Below are 16,000 nucleotides of genomic sequence, written 5' to 3' on the forward strand. Positions count from 1 at the left end.
CGGGAGGACGCGGCCGTCGCCCTCGCCGCCGCCGAGGAGCGCGCGGCCGCCGCGCGGGCCCCGGTCGAGGCCCGGTTCGCCGTGCCCCTCGCCACGCTGCGGGCGGCGGTCGCGGCGGCCCAGGCCGAGCACGAGGCGGCCGCGCGCCTGCCGGAGGTGCCGCCCGAGCAGGCCGCCCTGCTCGCCCGCCGCGCCGAGGCGCAACGGCTCCTGGCGGAGGGGGAGCGCCGCCTCGCCGCCGCGGCCCAGGCCCGGCAGGCCGGGGAGCAGGCGCGCGACGCGGCGGCGGCGCGCGCCCGCGCCGCCCAGGCCGAGCTCGCCCGGCACGAGGAGGCGATCGCCGAGATCGCCCGCCAGCGCGCCGCCCTCCTCGCCCCCGGCGCCCGCGTGGACGACGCCCATCTGCGCGGCGCGCGCGAGGAGGACCGCCGGCTGCTGCTGCTGGAGGGCGAGTTCACCGCGCTCTTCGGCCAGGCGCGGAACGCGGTGCGGCCGCTCGTGCTGCAGCGCCTGCCGGCGCTGACCCGGCTGAAGGAGCAGGCCGAGGGGATGCCGCCCTTCCTCTATTGCACGGAGAAGCGCGAGCGTCTGGAGGCCTACTTCACCTCGGCGATCCTCGGCCTGCAGGCGAGCGTGGCGCTGCGCGGCACCGACGCCAGCATGCTGAGCGGCGCCCTGGTCTGGCTGGGCGAGGACGCGCTGAAGAATTTCCGCGAGGCGCAGTGCGCCGATCCCGCCGCGGTGGCGCAGGCCCTGGCGCAGAACGCGCAGGAGCGGCTCGGCGCCGTGACCCTGCGCGCGACGGCGCTGCGCGGCACCGTCGCGCGCGAGACCCGCGCGGCGGAGGAGGCGGAGGCGGCGCGCGCGGCGGCGGCCCAGGCCATCGCCGCCGCCCAGGCCGAGATCCGCCGGGCGCGCGCCGAGATCGAGCAGGCCGGCCAGCAATTGCAGCTCCGCGCGGCCGAATTCCGCGCCGCCGCCGAGCCGCTGGCGGCCGCCCGCCAGGCGGCGCTGGAGGCGGCCGGGGCGCGGCTCGAGGCGGCGCGGGCGGAGCTTGCGACGGTCGAGGCCGCCCACGCCGCCGCCCTGGAGGCGGAGGTGCCGCCCGCCGCACCGGCGCGGCAGGCGGCGGAGGACGCCGCCGCGCGGGCGCGGGAGGCGGAGGCGGCGGTGGAGGCGGCGCGCGACGCGCTGGCCGAGGCGCTGGCCGCCGACTACGCGAGCCGGTTCGTCGCCGTCGCCTCCCGGCCCGCACCGGGCTGGCCGGCGCCGGGCCGGACGGAAGCCGGCGGGCAGGCGGCGCTGTGCGCCGAGATCCGCAACGCCGGCCCGCTCGCGGTACGCGCGGTGGAGGTGGACCTGCTGTTCCGCGACCACAGCCTGGCGGCCGCCGGCATCCCGGCCGCCGAGGCGCTCGGCGCCTACGGCAATGGCGGCGTGCTCGAGCCGGTCTCGCAGACCCAGGGGCGGGAGCCGGTGATCGGCCTGGCGCCGCGCGCGCGCTGGCGGACCGAGCCCGGCGCGTGCCCGGTGATCGAGATCGCGCGGCTCGCCGCCACGGAGCGCGGCCGGGCGCTGGCCGCCGCGGCCGGCGGCGCCGACGCGCTGCTGGCGCGCAACGGCGCGGGCTGGCGCTTCGCGCTGCGCGCGGTGCGGCTGGCCCGCCCCGACACGCTGCGCCGGACGGGCGACGCGGTCTGGAGCTACGCCGTGGAACCCCACCGCGCGGTCTTCGCCGCCGAGCTGCGCCAGGCGGAGGAGGCGGCGCTCGCGCCGCCGCCGGCGCCGGAAGCGGCGGCCGCCGCGCCGGCGGACGTGGTGGTGACGCTCGACCGGGCGACCGCGCTGCGCGTGCAGCGCGCCCTGAACGCGCGCGCCTTCGACGCCGGCGCGGCGGATGGCATCGTCGGCCCCCGCACGCGCGACGCGATCCGCGCCTTCCAGCGCAGCCTGGGCAGGCCGGACACCGGCGAGCTGACCCGGGAGCAGCTCGACCGGCTGCTCGGCGAGCCGGGTGCCGCCGCGGCGGGCTGACCGCGCCCGCCGGCGGCCCCGGCGCGCCGCGCGGCTTCCCCGCCGCCGCGCTACCTGCCCGCGCCCGAAGGGCTCCCGCCGCCCGCGGTCGGCCTCAGGCCGCGTCCCCCGAGAGGTGCTGCTGCTGCGGCGGCGGCGATCCGGCCGGGTTGATGCCGGCGGCGGCAAGCGCCGCGTTCAGGTCGGACTGGGTGCAGAGCCCGAGGATCACCGGGTCGCGCGGCTTGATGTTGGCGCTGTTCCAGTGGGTGCGGTCGCGCACCTTCTGGATCGTCTCCTTGGTGGTGCCGAGCAGCTTGGCGATCGCCGAGTCGGGCAGTTGCGGATAGTGGCGCAGCAGCCAGGCAATGGCGTCGGGCCGGTCGAGGCGCTTGGCGACCGGGGTGTAGCGGGCGCCCTTGCCGCGCGGCTTGGGCAGGGGGACGGAGGGCTCGTTCAGCCGCAGCCGCGCGGTGGGATCGGCCTCGCAGCGGGCGATCTCCTCGCGCGTGAGCTGGCCGCTCGCGACCGGATCGAAGCCGACGATGCCCTGCGCCACCTCGCCGTCGGCGATGGCCTGGATCTCGAGCGGATGCATGCCGACGAAGTCGGCGATCTGGTCGAAGGTCAGCGAGGTCTTCTCGATCAGCCACACGGCGGTGGCCTTCGGCATGAGGGGCAGCGGCATGGGGGGACCTTCAGGGTCGGGGCCAGGGGTGGCGAGGGGGGAGGCTGGCCGCCTCCCTCCCCTGGCAGGAGTTGCACAGGATATAGGGTGGGGAGCCGACGGGTCAAAGCCCGGGGCGGCACGCGAGGCAGCAGAGGACGCGCGATGGCCGAGGACGAGGAGGACCGGCGGCGCCGATCCGCGGCGGCGCAGCCGGGCGGGCGCCGCGGGCTGGAGCCGGCGGCGCTGGACGGCTGGTCGGTGGAGGAGATGCGGGCCTACGTCGCGGCGCTGCGCGCCGAGATCGCCCGGACCGAGGCCGTGATCGCCGCCCGCGAGGCGCAGCGCAGCGCGGCGGAGGCGCTGTTCCGCAAGCCCTGAGCGCGGCGCAGGGAAGGGTGGAGCCGCCCTGGCCGCTGGCCGGGGAGCGGAGGGGCGAGGCGAGCGCCGGAGGCGCGGCCGGCCGGCCAGGCCGAAGGGCGGTGCGGCGAACGCCCTAGGGCAAGGCGGCGGCGCGCGGTCGCGACCCGCCCCGCGCGCTTCCCGCTCGGCTGCATCCGCCGCAACGGTACCGGCGCGGTGCGGAAAGGGCCGCCCCCGGCCGGCGCGGCCGTCGGCGCCCCGGGCTAACGGCGCAGGATCGTGCCGAGCACCCCGCGCAGCACCGCATGGCCGATCTGCCGGCCCACCGCCGCGCCGATGCTGCGGGCGGCCGATTTCGCCAGCGCCTCGGCGACCCCCTCGCGCCGTCCGCGGTTGCCGGTGAGGATGCCGCCGAGCGTCCCGCCGAGGCCTCCGCCGCCGGCGGGCGCCTGCGGCCGTGCCGGCGCCGGGATGCGCCGCGGCGGGATCTCCGGGATCCGGCCCCGCGGCGCCGTCATGCCCCCCCAGGGATCGTCGCCGCGCACCGGCGCGGGGTCGGCGCGGTGCGGGCCGGGATCGGCGATCGCCGTGCCGGCGCGGCCGGTCAGCAGCTCGTAGGCGGACTCGCGGTCCAGCTCCCGGTCGTAGCGGCCGGCAAGCGGGCTCCGGGCGACGATCGCCGCCCGCTCCTCGGCGGTGATCGCGCCGATGCGCGAGCGCGGCGGGCAGATGCGCGCGCGCTCCACCGGCGTCGGCGTGCCGTCGGCGGCGAGCGTCGAGACCAGCGCCTCGCCCACGGCGAGCTCGCCGATCGCGCGCTCGACGTCGAGCCGCGGGTTGGGGCGGAAGGTCGCGGCCGCGGCGCGCACGGCCTTCTGCTCGGCGGGGGTGAAGGCGCGCAGCGCGTGCTGGATGCGGTTGCCGAGCTGGCCGAGCACGCCCGCCGGCAGGTCGAGCGGGTTCTGGGTGACGAAATAGACGCCCACGCCCTTCGAGCGGATCAGCCGCACCACCGTCTCGACCTTCTCGACCAGCACCTTCGGCGCGTCGCGGAACAGGAGGTGCGCCTCGTCGAAGAAGAAGACGAGCTTCGGCCGGTCGAGGTCGCCGACCTCCGGCAGCTCCTCGAACAGCTCGGAGAGCAGGAAGAGCAGGAAGGTCGCGTAGAGGCGGGGGCTCTGCACCAGCCTGTCCGCCGCCAGCACGTTGACCGCGCCGCGCCCCTCGGGGGTGAGCAGCATCATGTCGGCGAGGTCGAGCGCCGGCTCGCCGAAGAAGTGGCCGGCCCCGGCCTGCTCCAGCATCAGCAGGCGGCGCTGGATGGCGCCGATCGTCGCCCGGCTGACGTGGCCGTAGGCGGTGCCGATCTCCTCCGCCCGCTCCGCGAGGTGGCTCAGCATCGCGCGCAGGTCCTTGAGGTCGAGCAGCAGCAGCCCCTCGTCGTCGGCGAGGCGGAAGGCGATGGTGAGCGCGCCCTCCTGCGTCTCGTTCAGCTCCAGCATGCGCGCGAGCAGCAGCGGCCCCATCTCGGCGACCGTGGCGCGCAGGCGGTGGCCCTGCTCGCCGAACACGTCCCAGAAGACCACCGGAGCGGGCTCGTAGGCGAAGTCGGCCACGCCGAGCGCGCGCGCGCGGGCCTCGATCCTCGGGTCGGGCCGGCCGGGCCGGCTCAGGCCGGCAAGGTCGCCCTTGATGTCGGCGCAGAACACCGGGACGCCGGCGCGCGAGAAGCCCTCGGCCAGGACCTGGAGCGTGATCGTCTTGCCGGTGCCGGTGGCGCCGGCGATCAGCCCGTGCCGGTTGGCGCGGGAGAGGAGCAGCTCGCAGGGGCGCTCGCCCCGGCCGATCAGGATCGCCTGTCGCGCTTGCGTCGCCGTCATGCCGTCCCGCCCTCGCCCGTCCGCTCGCTGCCGCCTCTATTCTGGGAATGGCGGGGGCGCGGCGGAACCCTTGCGGCGCGCCCCCCGCGCGGCTATAGGCGCCCCCTCCCCCGCGCGCCGGTGCGATGGACGGGCATGCCCGGCCGCGGTCCCGCGTCCCGCGCCGCCGGGGCGCTTCCGGCCCGGAGGTCCGAAATGCCCAAGATGAAGACGAAGTCGAGCGTCAAGAAGCGCTTCCGGCTGACCGCCACCGGCAAGGTCCTGGCGGGCCCGGGCAACAAGCGCCACAACCTCACCGCCCGCACCCAGAAGGCGAAGCGCAAGGGGCGCGGGATGCAGGTGCTCTGCCCGCAGGACGCGCGGACGGTGAAGCAGTGGATGCCCTACGGGATTGATCGCTGAGGGGGGCTGAGCGATGGCGCGCGTCAAGCGGGGCGTCACCAGGCACGCCCGTCACAAGAAGATCCTCAAGCTCGCCAAGGGCTATTTCGGCCGCGGCAGCACCTCCTACCGCGTCGCGCTGGAGCGGGTGGAGAAGGCGCTGCGCTATGCCTACCGCGACCGCCGCAACAAGAAGCGCGACTTCCGCGGCCTGTGGATCCAGCGGATCAACGCCGCGGTGCGCGAGCACGGCATGACCTACAGCCAGTTCATCGCCGGCGCCAAGGCGGCGGGGATCGGGCTCGACCGCAAGGTGATGGCGGCGATCGCCTTCGACGACCCGCAGGGCTTCGCGGCGCTGGTCGAGAAGGCGCGGGCGGCCCGCCCGCAGCCGGCGCCGGCGGCGTAAGCGGCCACCGCGGGGCGCACCGCCCCGCGCCGAGGCGTTCAGCAGGGGGCCGCTTCCGCGGAGGAGCGGCCCTTTCCGCATCCGGAACCGGGATCATGACCGAGGCGATCACCACCACGACAGCCGGAGACGACCTGGAGGCGCTGCGGCGCGAGACCGAGGCGGCGCTCGCCGCCGCCACCGACCTGCGCGCCTGGGATGCGGTGCGCGTCGCCACGCTCGGCCGGAACGGGCGCCTGACCGCGCTGCTCAAGGGGCTCGCCCAGGTGCCGGCGGAGCAGCGCCGCGAGCGCGGCGCCGCGCTGAACCGCCTGAAGGCCGAGCTGGAGGCGGCGATCGAGGCGCGCCGCGCCGAGCTCGAGCAGGCGGCGCTCGCGGCGCGCCTCCGGGCGGAGCGGCTCGACGTCACCCTCCCCCCGCGCCCGACCGCGCCCGGCACGGCGCAGGACGGCGGCATCCACCCGATCAGCCGCACCGTCGAGGAGCTGACCGCGATCTTCGGCGCCATGGGCTTCGCGGTGGCCGAGGGGCCGGACATCGAGAGCGACTGGCACAATTTCGGCGCCCTCAACATCCCCGAGCACCACCCGGCGCGCCAGGACCACGACACCTTCTACCTGCCCCCCGGCCCCGACGGCCGCCGCCCGGTGCTGCGCACCCACACCTCCCCGGTGCAGATCCGCACCATGCTGACGCAGGAGCCGCCGATCCGCGCGATCGTGCCGGGACGCACCTACCGCGCCGACCACGACGCGACCCACTCGCCGATGTTCCACCAGGTGGAGGGGCTGGTGATCGACCGCGCGATCACCCTCGGCCACCTCAAGGGCTGCCTGATCGACTTCCTGCGCGCCTTCTTCGGCATCCGCGACCTGCCGGTGCGCTTCCGCGCCAGCTACTTCCCCTTCACCGAGCCCTCGATGGAGGTGGACATCGGCTGGAACCGCAGGACCGGCGAGCTCGGCAAGGGCGAGGACTGGCTGGAGATCCTCGGCAGCGGCATGGTGCACCCGAAGGTACTGGCGAATTGCGGGCTCGACCCGCGCGTCTGGCAGGGCTTCGCCTTCGGCATGGGGATCGAGCGCATCGCCATGCTCAAGCAGGGCATGACCGACCTCCGGCCCTTCTTCGAGAGCGACGTGCGCTGGCTGCGCCACTACCGCGCCGATCCGCTCTCCCCGCCCTCGCTGGCGGAGGGGGTGTGAGGCGATGAGGTTCACCCTCTCCTGGCTGCGCCGCCACCTCGACACCGACGCGCCGCTCGCGCGCATCACCGGGACCCTCTCCGCCATCGGCCTCGAGGTCGAGGGGGTGGAGGACCGCGCCGCCCCGCTCGCCCCCTTCCGCATCGCGCGCGTCGTGGAGGCGGTGCCGCACCCGAATGCCGACCGGCTGCGCGTCTGCAAGGTGGACGCGGGCGAGGGGAGGATCGTCGAGGTGGTCTGCGGCGCCCCCAACGCGCGCACCGGCATGAAGGCCGTGTTCGCGCCGCCCGGCTCCTTCATCCCGGGCACCGGGATCACGCTCAAGGTCGGCGAGATCCGCGGCGTGAGGAGCAACGGCATGCTGCTCTCCGCGCGCGAGATGGGGCTCGGCGAGGACCACACCGGGATCGTCGAGCTGCCGGAGGAGGCGCCGGTCGGCGAGAGCTACGCGCGCTGGGCCGGGCTCGACGATCCGGTGATCGAGATCGGCGTCACGCCGAACCGCGGCGACGCGCTCGGCGTGCGCGGCATCGCCCGCGACCTGGCGGCGGCGGGGCTCGGCACGCTGCGGCCGTGGCGCCCCGAGCCGGTGCCGGCGCGCTTCGCGAGCCCCCTGCGCTGGGAGATCGCCGACCCGCGCGCCTGCACCTGGGTGCTCGGGCGCGCGCTCCGGGGCCTCTCCAACGGCCCGAGCCCGAAGTGGCTGCAGGACCAGCTCACCGCGATCGGGCTGCGGCCGATCAACGCGCTGGTGGACGTGACCAACTGGTTCACCTACGACCTCGGCCGCCCGCTGCACGTCTTCGACGTGAGGAAGGTGAAGGGCGGCGTGCTGACCATGCGCATGGCGCGCGAGGGCGAGCGGCTGGTCGCGCTGAACGGCAGGGAATACGTGCTGACGGCGGAGGACGGCGTGATCGCCGACGCCGCCGGCGCCGAGGCGCTGGGCGGCATCATCGGCGGCGAGCACACCGGCTGCGACGAGCACACGACCGAGGCCTTCATCGAGTGCGCGCTGTTCGACCCGGTGCGCATCGCCCTCTCCGGCCGCCGCCACGACATCCGCACCGACGCGCGCGCCCGCTTCGAGCGCGGCGTCGACCCGGCGCTGATGCCGCCCGCGCTCGAGGCGGCGACGCGCATGATGCTCGAGCTCTGCGGCGGCGAGGCGAGCGAGGTGGTCGCGGCCGGCGCCGAGCCCGCCTGGCGCCGCAGCGCCACGCTGCGCTTCCGCCGCCTCGCCGAGTTCGGCGGCGCCGAGGTGCCGCCCGAGGAGGCGGTGGCCGTGCTGGAGCGGCTCGGCTTCGCGGTGGAGCGGCGCGACGCGGAGAGCGTGACCGTCGCCGTCCCCTCCTGGCGCAACGACATCGCCCAGCCCGGCGCGCTCGACCAGGCGCCCGGCCTGCCCGCGGAGCGGGCGCGCGCCGCCGCCGAGGGCTGCGCCGAGATCGAGCCGGAGTGCGACCTGATCGAGGAGGTGCTGCGCATCCGCGGCCTCGACCGCGTGCCGCCGGTCTCGCTGCCGCTCGCCTCGCCGGTGCCGCCGCCGGCGCTGACGCCGCGGCAGGCACGCACCGCGCTCGCGCGTCGCGTGCTGGCGGCGCGCGGGATGCTCGACTGCGTAAGCTTCGGCTTCCTCGACTCCCGCCTCGCCGCGCTGTTCGGCGAGGCGCCGGCGGCGCTGCGGCTGGAGAACCCGATCGCCTCCGACCTCGACCAGATGCGCCCGACCCCGCTCGCGAGCCTGCTCCTCGCCGCCCGGCGCAACGCGGCGCGCGGCTTCGGCGACGTGGCGCTGGCCGAGGTCGGCGGCGGCTACCGCGACCCGACGCCGGAGGGGCAGCGCGAGATCGCCGCCGGCGTGCGCGTCGGCGCGACGCCGCGCCACTGGGCCGAACCCTCGCGCCGGATGGACGCGATGGACGCCAAGGGCGACGCCTTCGCGCTGCTCGCCGCGCTCGGCGTGCCGATGCCGGCGCTGACGGTCACCGCGGACGCGCCGGGCTTCTACCATCCGGGCCGCTCGGGCGTGGTGCGGCAGGGGAAGCAGGCGCTGGCGACCTTCGGCGAGATCCACCCGCAGGTGCTCGCCGCGCTCGACCTGCCCGGCCCGGCGGTGGGCTTCGAGGTGTTCCTCGACGCCATCCCCGAGCCGAAGCGCCGCCGGCGCGGCCCGCCCGACCTGCCGCCCTTCCAGCCGGTCCGGCGCGACTTCGCCTTCCTGGTGGACGAGACAGTGCCGGCCGAGGCGGTGCTGAGGGCCGCCCGCGCCGCCGACCGCGCGCTGATCAGCGACGTGATCCTGTTCGACCGCTACGCCGGCGAGCGGGTGCCGCCGGGCAAGGTCAGCCTCGCCATCCAGGTGACGCTGCAGCCGCGCGAGGCGACGCTGACCGACACCCAGATCGAGGCCGTGGCCGACAAGGTGGTGCAGGCGGTGGCGAAGGCGACCGGAGCGGTGCTGCGGGCGTAGCGCCCGCCCCGGACGGGCCGGGACGGCTTCGGGGAGGTCCGGCCGTCCTTCGCGGTGGTGAGTGCCCGGACCGCCCGCGCCGGCAGGGGGCCGGCGCTAGGTCACCGCCCGCGGCGCTGGCCGTCGCCGCCGCCCGCGCCGCCGTGCCCGAACAAGCGGATGGCGGCGGCGATCACCCGCTCCTGGTAGGCCTCGTGCCGCCCCGGCGTGCGCGAGTGGTAGTTGCCGATCGCCCGCAGCAGGTCGCCGCGCTCGGCGTCGAGGTGCATGCGCAGGATCGCGCCCGCGACCTGGATCGAGAAGCAGCCGTCGTGGATCAGCCGGCGGCGGAGCTCCTCCGGCGGCAGGCCCGAGGCGTGCGCCAGTTGCGGCAGCCAGACCGTGTTCACCTGCATCAGCCCGAGGTCCTCGGTGCCGTTCGGGTTCGCCCGCACCGCGCCGACCCGGCCGCCCTCGGCCGCCTGGATCGCCGGCAGCAGCCGCGGCGGCAGGTCGAACATCTGCGCCACCATCGCCATGCAGGCGAGCAGGGCGGAGGCGCTCATGCCGCCCGCGCCGCGCGCCGGGGCCGGGCGTGGGCGCGCCGCGGCCGCCCGCCGGCCGGCATCGCGGGGCCGCGACCGGGCGTGGCGGCAGGGCGCCGCGCCGGCCCGATCGCGCCGCGCGGTGACACGGCTGGAGAAACGGATCGGCCCATCGCCTCCGGCATCCGTCAGGTTCCGCAGGCCGGGCGGCGCGTCGCCGCCGGCCTCGCTCCTGTCTACACCGGAATCCTCGCCGCGCGTAACGACCTCCGCGCTCCGGGCCGGGCGAACGGCCTCCCGCGCCGCATCCTCCGCCCGCCGGCGGGGGCTCACCGGCCGAAGCGCAGCCGTCCCGCGACGCCGGCGTCGAACGCCTGCACCGGCGCGGCGAGCGCCGCGGGCCACTCCCGGCTGCGCCGCGGCGGGACGAACAGCACCGGCTGCCCGTTCTCGACCAGCGCCGCGAAGACCCGTCCGCCCTGCGGATCCCAGGCGAGGAACAGGCCGCGCGCGCCGCACCCGGCCTCCGGCGCGCAGCCCCAGGCGAAGAGGTGCCGCCCGTCCGCCGCGCGGCGCAGCGGCGGCCCGGGCAGGCGCGCCGCCTCCGCCAGGGCGTGCTGCCATCCGCCCCCGGCCAGGCGCAGGCCGAGCGCCACCCCCGGCTGCCCGAGCAGCGCCGCGACCGGCTGGCCGAGCAGGGCCGCCGCGCCGGGCGTCTCTTCCGCCGCGCGCGCCGCGCCCGGCGCGAGCAGCGCCGCGCCCAGCAGCAGGAACGCCGGCAGCCGCGGCAGGGGGGCGGTCCCGCGCCGCGTCACGATCCGCCCGCCGCGGCAGGCGCCGGCGCGCGGCACCGGCGCCGCCTGTCCGTTCGGGGAGCCGCCGCGACCGCACCGGCCGGCCGCGCCCGGAGCCGCCGCGCAGCCGGCCGTTGCCGTCCGTCCGCGCCCGGCGCGGGACGGCAGGACGGGCACCGCCGCGCGGGCGCGGCCCCTCCCGCTCACCCCGCCTCGAGCCCGATCTCGCGCGCGAGCCGGCCCATCGCCTCGCGCTGCTCGGCGAGGAAGCGGGCGAAGGTCGCCGGATCGCTGCCGACCGGGATCGCCCCCAGCGCCTCGACGCGCTGGCGCACGACGGGATCGGCCAGCGCCGCCAGCACCGCCTGGTGCAGCCGCGCGACGATCGGCGCGGGCAGCCCGGCCGGCGCGAACACGCCGTTCCACTCGTTCAGCTCGTAGCCGGGGAAGCCCTGCTCGGCGAAGGTCGGCACCTCGGGCAGCGGCGGGATGCGCTGCAGGGTGGTGACGGCGAGCGGCCGCACCCGCCCCTCGCGCGCGAGCTGGAGCGAGGAGGAGACGGTGCCGAACACGAAGGCGACGTTGCCGCCGAGCAGGTCCTGCAGCGCCGGCGTGCCGCCGCGGTAGGGCACGTGCACGATGTCGAGCCCGGCGCGGCGCAGGAACAGCTCGGTGCCGAGATGCGAGGCGGTGGCGTTGCCGGAGGAGCCGTAGGAGAGCCGCCCCGGCCGCGCCTTGGCGTAGGCGATGAACTCGGCGAGCGTGCGCACCGGCAGCCCGTTGTGCACGATCATGATCTGCGGCAGCACGATCACCTGGCTGATCGGCGTGAAGGCGGTGGCGTAGTCGAAGGGCAGGTTCTTCAGCAGGACGTGGTTCACCACCTGCGGGCTCGCGTCCACGAACAGGGTGTGGCCGTCCGGCGCGGCGCGCGCCACCTCGGCCCCGGCGAGGGAGCCGCCGGCGCCGGGCCGGTTCTCCACCACCACCGGCTGGCCGAGCTGGGCCGCGAACGGGCCGGAGAGCAGCCGCGCCGTGGTGTCCACGCCGCCGCCGGGCGGATAGCCGGCGAGGAGGCGGATCGGACGGCTCGGCGACCAGGACGGCGCGGCGCCGGCGCCCTGTGCGGCGGCAGGCCGGGCGGCGGCGCCGGCGGCGAGCGCCGCGGCGAGCGCGCGGCGCGACAGGCGGGGCGGGACAGGCGGCACGGCGTTGAATCCTCCCAGGTTCCTCCCCACCCTAGAGCCGATCGCGGACGGCCGGAACCGGCCGGACGCGCGCAGCGGCTCCGCAGACAACGGGCCGGAGCCGCCGCAGCGACCCCAGCCGCGCGGACGCACCCCCGAGGCGGAGGCCAGGCGGGGCCGTCCCGCGCCCGCCGCGCCCTCGCCCGCAGGGCCGGCGCGCTATGATGCCGATCGCATGTCCCCGCCGCCCCGCCGCGCCCCCGCCATCCCCGCCGCGCCCGACCTGTTCGGGCCGCCGCCCGCCGCCCCGGCCGCGCCGCCGGCGCCGGACGACGCGCGCCGCCCCCTCGCCGACCGGCTGCGCCCGCGCGCGCTGGAGGAGGTGGTCGGGCAGGATCACCTGCTCGGCCCGGAGGGCGCGCTGACGCGCATGCTGGCGCGCGGCAGCCTCGCCTCGCTGGTCCTCTGGGGGCCGCCGGGGACCGGCAAGACCACCATCGCCCGCCTGCTCGCCGAGCGCGCGGGGCTCGCCTTCGTGCCGCTCTCGGCGGTGTTCTCCGGCGTGGCCGACCTCAAGCGCGCCTTCGACGAGGCGCGCCGGCGCCGCGCCGCGGGCCGGGGCACGCTGCTCTTCGTGGACGAGATCCACCGCTTCAACCGCGCCCAGCAGGACGGCTTCCTGCCCGTCGTCGAGGACGGCACGGTGACCCTCGTCGGCGCGACGACCGAGAACCCCTCCTTCGAGCTGAACGGCGCCCTGCTCTCGCGCTGCCAGGTGCTGGTGCTGCGCCGGCTCGACGACGAGGCGCTGGAGAGGCTGCTCGCCCGCGCCGAGGCCGCGACCGGCCGTGCCCTGCCAGTGGACGAGGCGGCGCGCGCCGCGCTGCGCGCCATGGCCGACGGCGACGGCCGCTACCTGCTGAACATGGCGGAGCAGCTCCTCGCCCTGCCGGAGGACCAGCCGCCGCTCGACACCGCCGCGCTGTCGGCGCTGCTCGCCCGCCGCGCCGCGCTCTACGACAAGGACCGCGACGAGCACTACAACCTGATCTCCGCGCTGCACAAGTCGCTGCGCGGCTCGGACCCGGACGCCGCGCTCTACTGGCTCGCGCGCATGCTCCAGGGCGGCGAGGACCCGCGCTACATCGCCCGGCGCCTGACGCGCTTCGCCGCCGAGGACGTGGGCCTCGCCGATCCCACGGCGCTGCCGCTCGCGATCGCGGCGTGGGAGACCTACGAGCGGCTCGGCTCGCCGGAGGGCGAGCTGGCGCTGGCGCAGCTCGTCGTCCACCTCGCCACCGCGCCGCGCTCGAACGCGGTGTATGCCGCCTTCGGCGCGGCGATGCGCGCGGCGCGCGAGACCGGCAGCCTGATGCCGCCGAAGCACATCCTCAACGCGCCGACGCGGCTGATGAGGGAGCTCGGCTACGGACGCGGCTACGCCTACGACCACGACGAGGAGGAGGGCTTCTCCGGGCAGGACTACTTCCCGGAGGGGATGGAGCGGCAGCGCTTCTACCGCCCGAGCGGGCGCGGCGCGGAGGCCGCGATCGCCGAGCGCCTGAGGCACTGGGAGGCGCTGCGGGCGCGCAAGGCGCGCGGCGGCTGAGCGCCCGCCGGGGCGCGGGGAGGGTGCCCTCCGGCGCGGCGCGCCAGGGGTTGCGCCGCGCCGGAGGCGCGCGCGGCGGCCGCGGCGACCGGCGGCCGCGTTCCGCGCCGGCGCCGCCCGTGTTGCCCCGCGCCGCCGCGGCGCGCCAGAATGCCGCCCCGGACCCGACCGAGGCGCGCGGCCCATGCCACCCCCCTTCACCCTCGAGCAGGTCGAACGCCTGGTGCGCGAATCCGAGGGCCGCGCCTCCTCCTACCCGGGCAGCGGCGGCCAGGTCGGCCACCCGCTCGCCCGCCACGAGCGCCTGAGCAACGAGGAGCTGCGCCGGCGCTACGCCGAGGAGCTCGCCGCCCGCGAGGAATACGCCGAGCTCCACCCGGACGACGAGGCCGCCCAGCGCCGCCAGCACGAGGCGATCTTCCTCACCGCCTTCGTCCGCACCCTCGACGTCTTCCAGTTCGCCATGGCCGCGCTCAACAGCCCGGCCGGGCACGACGCCTGGGCGTTGATGTTCCACGCCTCCAACTCGCACGACAACATGCGCGCCGTCATCCATCACAACCTCACCGACGGGCGCGGCGCCGGGATCGCCTTCCCGATCCGCTACGCCATGTTCACCACCGGGGCGAACCCGGCCCGCGCCTCCGCCGTGCGCGTGGTGGTGGACCGGATGGGCAGCGCCCGGGAGCGGCTGCACGTGCAGACCGTGATGCCGGTGCTGGAATTCCGCCCCGACGGCTGCGTCGTGCGCAACCGCGCCGGCCAGGTGGTGGGCTTCGACGCGGCCGAGCTCGCGCAGCGCCGCCTGGTGCTGACGCCGCGCCTCTAGGCACCGCGGCCCGCGCCGCCTGCCGGCCGGAACGGCCCGCCCGCGCAGGGATCGGCGATGCACGGGATGGTGCGCCCCGGCCCCTTGACTCCGTCCCTCGCGCCGCGCCTTGTATAAGGGGCCCACGGGCGGGGCTCCCGCCCGCGGGCCTGCCGTCCAGGCATGGAGGGAGCGGTGACTCCACCTCCGCAGGATGCCGCGACGATCGCCGGGGCACTCGCCCGGGCCTCGGCGTAGCGGTTGGCGCGGGCGGCACACCGGGAGAGGCCACCGGGGGCCGCATCAGTAGGGCAAGGCCCCACCCGGCCCCTCCCGGCAGTGTGCGGCGCAATGGCGCCCTTGTCTCCCCCCAAAGGATCTCGCCAGCCGAGCCGGGCGATCCGGCAGCGGTCGCGCGCGGCGGGCGCCAGGCCGGGCGCGGAGCCCGGGGGGCGTCGCGCGCGCGAAGCGCCCGGGTGCGGCCCGTTGCCGGGCAGCGGACAGGCCCGGCGCGCCACCCTCCCGGCCACCCGGCGGGCGGGGACGTGATCCCCGGCGACCGGGCTGGTAAGGCGCGACGGCAGCCGCCACATGGACAGCCGTCCCGCCGCGATCCCATGAGCACGCCTCCCGTCTCCGCCACCGCCCCGCCCCCCGCTGCCACCGCGATCCAGCACCGCAGCGTCGCGCCGGAGGAGGCGGACACGCGGCTCGACCGCTGGTTCCGCCGCCACTTCCCCCGCCTGACCCAGGGCGCGCTGCAGAAGATGCTGCGCACCGGACAGATCCGCGTGGACGGCAAGCGCGCCGAGGCGGGCACACGCCTGCTCGCGGGCCAGCAGATCCGCATCCCGCCGCTGCCCGAGGGCCCGGCGCTCGAGGCGCCGCGCCGCCCGCCGCGCCCGGTCTCGCCCGAGGAGGCGCGCCTGCTGGAGCGGATGGTGCTCTACCGCGACGCCAGCGTGATCGTGCTGAACAAGCCCCACGGCCTCGCCGTGCAGGGCGGGCCCGGGCTGACGCGCCATCTCGACGCCATGCTCGACGCGCTGCGCTTCGGGCAGGAGGAGCGGCCGCGCCTGGTGCACCGGCTCGACCGCGACACCTCGGGCGTGCTCGTGCTGGCGCGCAGCGCCGCCGCGGCGGCGAAGCTCGCCGCCGCGTTCCGCGGGCGGGACGTGGAAAAGATCTACTGGGCCGTGGCGGTCGGCCGCCCCGCGCCCGCGGCCGGACGGATCGACCTGCCGCTCGCCCGGCAGTCCGGCCCGCGCGGCGAGCGCACCGCGCCGGCGGAGCCCGGCGCGGACAAGGCGGCGCGCGCGGTCACCGACTACCGCGTGCTCGACGCCGCGCAGCGCCGCGCGGCGTGGCTCGAGCTGCGCCCGCTCACCGGCCGCACCCACCAGCTTCGCGTGCACTGCGCGCAGGGCCTCGGCACGCCGATCCTCGGCGACGGCAAGTACGGCGGCGCCGCGGCGATGATCGAGGGCCTGCCGCCGCTGTTGCACCTGCACGCCCGCGCGCTGCGCCTGCCACATCCGGAGGGCGGCGTGCTGGAGGTCGCCGCGCCGCTGCCGCCGCACATGGAGGAGACCTTCGCCTTCCTCGGCTTCGACCGCCCGCGCACCCCGCCGCCGCGCCGCGCGTCGCGCTGAACCTCCCGCTCCGCCCGTCACGACCGAACCCCCGC

General features: G+C 77.4%; 14 protein-coding genes. 9 read left to right on the forward strand and 5 right to left on the reverse strand.

Translation table 11 applies throughout. The annotated features are described in order from the left end of the window. A partial coding sequence (locus tag K1J50_RS09810; RefSeq protein WP_220117536.1) for a peptidoglycan-binding domain-containing protein occupies nt 1-2,034 on the forward strand: 2,034 nt, incomplete at its 5' end. Between the two features lie 94 nt (nt 2,035-2,128). On the opposite strand, the gene K1J50_RS09815 is transcribed toward K1J50_RS09810, so the two are convergent. Then, the gene (locus K1J50_RS09815) at nt 2,129-2,701 is read right to left on the reverse strand and encodes a DUF1013 domain-containing protein (RefSeq protein ID WP_220117537.1); all 573 of its coding nucleotides are present in this window, start codon (nt 2,699-2,701) and stop codon (nt 2,129-2,131) included. Nucleotides 2,702-2,845: 144 nt separating this feature from the next. Between K1J50_RS09815 and K1J50_RS09820 the strand changes: the two genes are divergently transcribed. After that, entirely contained in the window at nt 2,846-3,061 is a 216-nt protein-coding gene (locus tag K1J50_RS09820; RefSeq protein WP_220117538.1) for a DUF1192 domain-containing protein, read from the forward strand. A 245-nt stretch (nt 3,062-3,306) separates the two neighbouring features. Here K1J50_RS09820 and K1J50_RS09825 read toward each other — a convergent pair whose 3' ends face one another. Further along, on the reverse strand, nt 3,307-4,923 hold the full coding sequence (locus K1J50_RS09825; RefSeq protein WP_220117539.1) for a helicase HerA-like domain-containing protein: 1,617 nt from the start codon (nt 4,921-4,923) through the stop codon (nt 3,307-3,309). A 195-nt stretch (nt 4,924-5,118) separates the two neighbouring features. On the opposite strand from K1J50_RS09825, the gene rpmI reads away from it, so the two are divergent. The 4 genes from rpmI (at nt 5,119) to pheT (ending at nt 9,391) form a co-directional block, all read left to right on the forward strand. Continuing rightward, complete coding sequence (gene rpmI, locus K1J50_RS09830; protein WP_220117540.1) at nt 5,119-5,325, forward strand: 50S ribosomal protein L35; 207 nt, start codon at nt 5,119-5,121, stop codon at nt 5,323-5,325. A gap of 13 nt (nt 5,326-5,338) precedes the next feature. After that, on the forward strand, nt 5,339-5,713 hold the full coding sequence (gene rplT, locus K1J50_RS09835; protein ID WP_220117541.1) for a 50S ribosomal protein L20: 375 nt from the start codon (nt 5,339-5,341) through the stop codon (nt 5,711-5,713). Between the two features lie 95 nt (nt 5,714-5,808). Further along, on the forward strand, nt 5,809-6,918 hold the full coding sequence (gene pheS, locus K1J50_RS09840) for a phenylalanine--tRNA ligase subunit alpha (RefSeq protein WP_220117542.1): 1,110 nt from the start codon (nt 5,809-5,811) through the stop codon (nt 6,916-6,918). Nucleotides 6,919-6,922: 4 nt separating this feature from the next. Next, a complete protein-coding gene (pheT, locus tag K1J50_RS09845) occupies nt 6,923-9,391 on the forward strand; it encodes a phenylalanine--tRNA ligase subunit beta (RefSeq protein ID WP_220117543.1) in 2,469 nt (822 codons plus the stop codon). Between the two features lie 101 nt (nt 9,392-9,492). Here pheT and K1J50_RS09850 read toward each other — a convergent pair whose 3' ends face one another. From K1J50_RS09850 to K1J50_RS09860, 3 genes are all read right to left on the reverse strand, one after another. Further along, on the reverse strand, nt 9,493-9,936 hold the full coding sequence (locus K1J50_RS09850) for a lytic transglycosylase domain-containing protein (RefSeq protein ID WP_220117544.1): 444 nt from the start codon (nt 9,934-9,936) through the stop codon (nt 9,493-9,495). 308 nt (nt 9,937-10,244) lie between these two features. After that, nucleotides 10,245-10,766 (reverse strand): hypothetical protein, encoded by a 522-nt coding sequence (locus tag K1J50_RS09855; RefSeq protein ID WP_220117545.1) that lies wholly within the window; start codon nt 10,764-10,766, stop codon nt 10,245-10,247. A gap of 146 nt (nt 10,767-10,912) precedes the next feature. Then, entirely contained in the window at nt 10,913-11,917 is a 1,005-nt protein-coding gene (locus K1J50_RS09860; protein WP_220117546.1) for a Bug family tripartite tricarboxylate transporter substrate binding protein, read from the reverse strand. Between the two features lie 214 nt (nt 11,918-12,131). Here K1J50_RS09860 and K1J50_RS09865 point away from each other — a divergent pair, with 214 nt between their 5' ends. The 3 genes from K1J50_RS09865 (at nt 12,132) to K1J50_RS09875 (ending at nt 15,965) form a co-directional block, all read left to right on the forward strand. Further along, nucleotides 12,132-13,505: a replication-associated recombination protein A gene (locus K1J50_RS09865; RefSeq protein WP_220117547.1), complete on the forward strand. Its 1,374-nt coding sequence runs from the start codon at nt 12,132-12,134 to the stop codon at nt 13,503-13,505. 184 nt (nt 13,506-13,689) lie between these two features. Beyond that, nucleotides 13,690-14,334, forward strand: a complete 645-nt coding sequence (locus tag K1J50_RS09870; RefSeq protein WP_220117548.1) for a hypothetical protein — start codon at nt 13,690-13,692, stop codon at nt 14,332-14,334. A gap of 596 nt (nt 14,335-14,930) precedes the next feature. Beyond that, the gene (locus K1J50_RS09875) at nt 14,931-15,965 is read left to right on the forward strand and encodes an RluA family pseudouridine synthase (protein WP_220117549.1); all 1,035 of its coding nucleotides are present in this window, start codon (nt 14,931-14,933) and stop codon (nt 15,963-15,965) included. Nucleotides 15,966-16,000: the final 35 nt, after the last annotated feature.

The sequence above is a fragment of the Caldovatus aquaticus genome, from assembly GCF_019458025.1.
In the GTDB taxonomy this organism is placed as follows: domain Bacteria; phylum Pseudomonadota; class Alphaproteobacteria; order Acetobacterales; family Acetobacteraceae; genus Caldovatus; species Caldovatus aquaticus.

Bases quoted from the DNA above. Each gene is read 5' to 3' on its own strand.
- K1J50_RS09815 (WP_220117537.1), bottom strand. From the start codon at position 2,701: ATGCCGCTGCCCCTCATGCCGAAGGCCACCGCCGTGTGGCTGATCGAG.
- K1J50_RS09820 (WP_220117538.1), top strand. From the start codon at position 2,846: ATGGCCGAGGACGAGGAGGACCGGCGGCGCCGATCCGCGGCGGCGCAG.
- K1J50_RS09825 (WP_220117539.1), bottom strand. From the start codon at position 4,923: ATGACGGCGACGCAAGCGCGACAGGCGATCCTGATCGGCCGGGGCGAG.
- rpmI (WP_220117540.1), top strand. From the start codon at position 5,119: ATGCCCAAGATGAAGACGAAGTCGAGCGTCAAGAAGCGCTTCCGGCTG.
- rplT (WP_220117541.1), top strand. From the start codon at position 5,339: ATGGCGCGCGTCAAGCGGGGCGTCACCAGGCACGCCCGTCACAAGAAG.
- pheS (WP_220117542.1), top strand. From the start codon at position 5,809: ATGACCGAGGCGATCACCACCACGACAGCCGGAGACGACCTGGAGGCG.
- pheT (WP_220117543.1), top strand. From the start codon at position 6,923: ATGAGGTTCACCCTCTCCTGGCTGCGCCGCCACCTCGACACCGACGCG.
- K1J50_RS09850 (WP_220117544.1), bottom strand. From the start codon at position 9,936: ATGAGCGCCTCCGCCCTGCTCGCCTGCATGGCGATGGTGGCGCAGATG.
- K1J50_RS09865 (WP_220117547.1), top strand. From the start codon at position 12,132: ATGTCCCCGCCGCCCCGCCGCGCCCCCGCCATCCCCGCCGCGCCCGAC.
- K1J50_RS09870 (WP_220117548.1), top strand. From the start codon at position 13,690: ATGCCACCCCCCTTCACCCTCGAGCAGGTCGAACGCCTGGTGCGCGAA.
- K1J50_RS09875 (WP_220117549.1), top strand. From the start codon at position 14,931: ATGAGCACGCCTCCCGTCTCCGCCACCGCCCCGCCCCCCGCTGCCACC.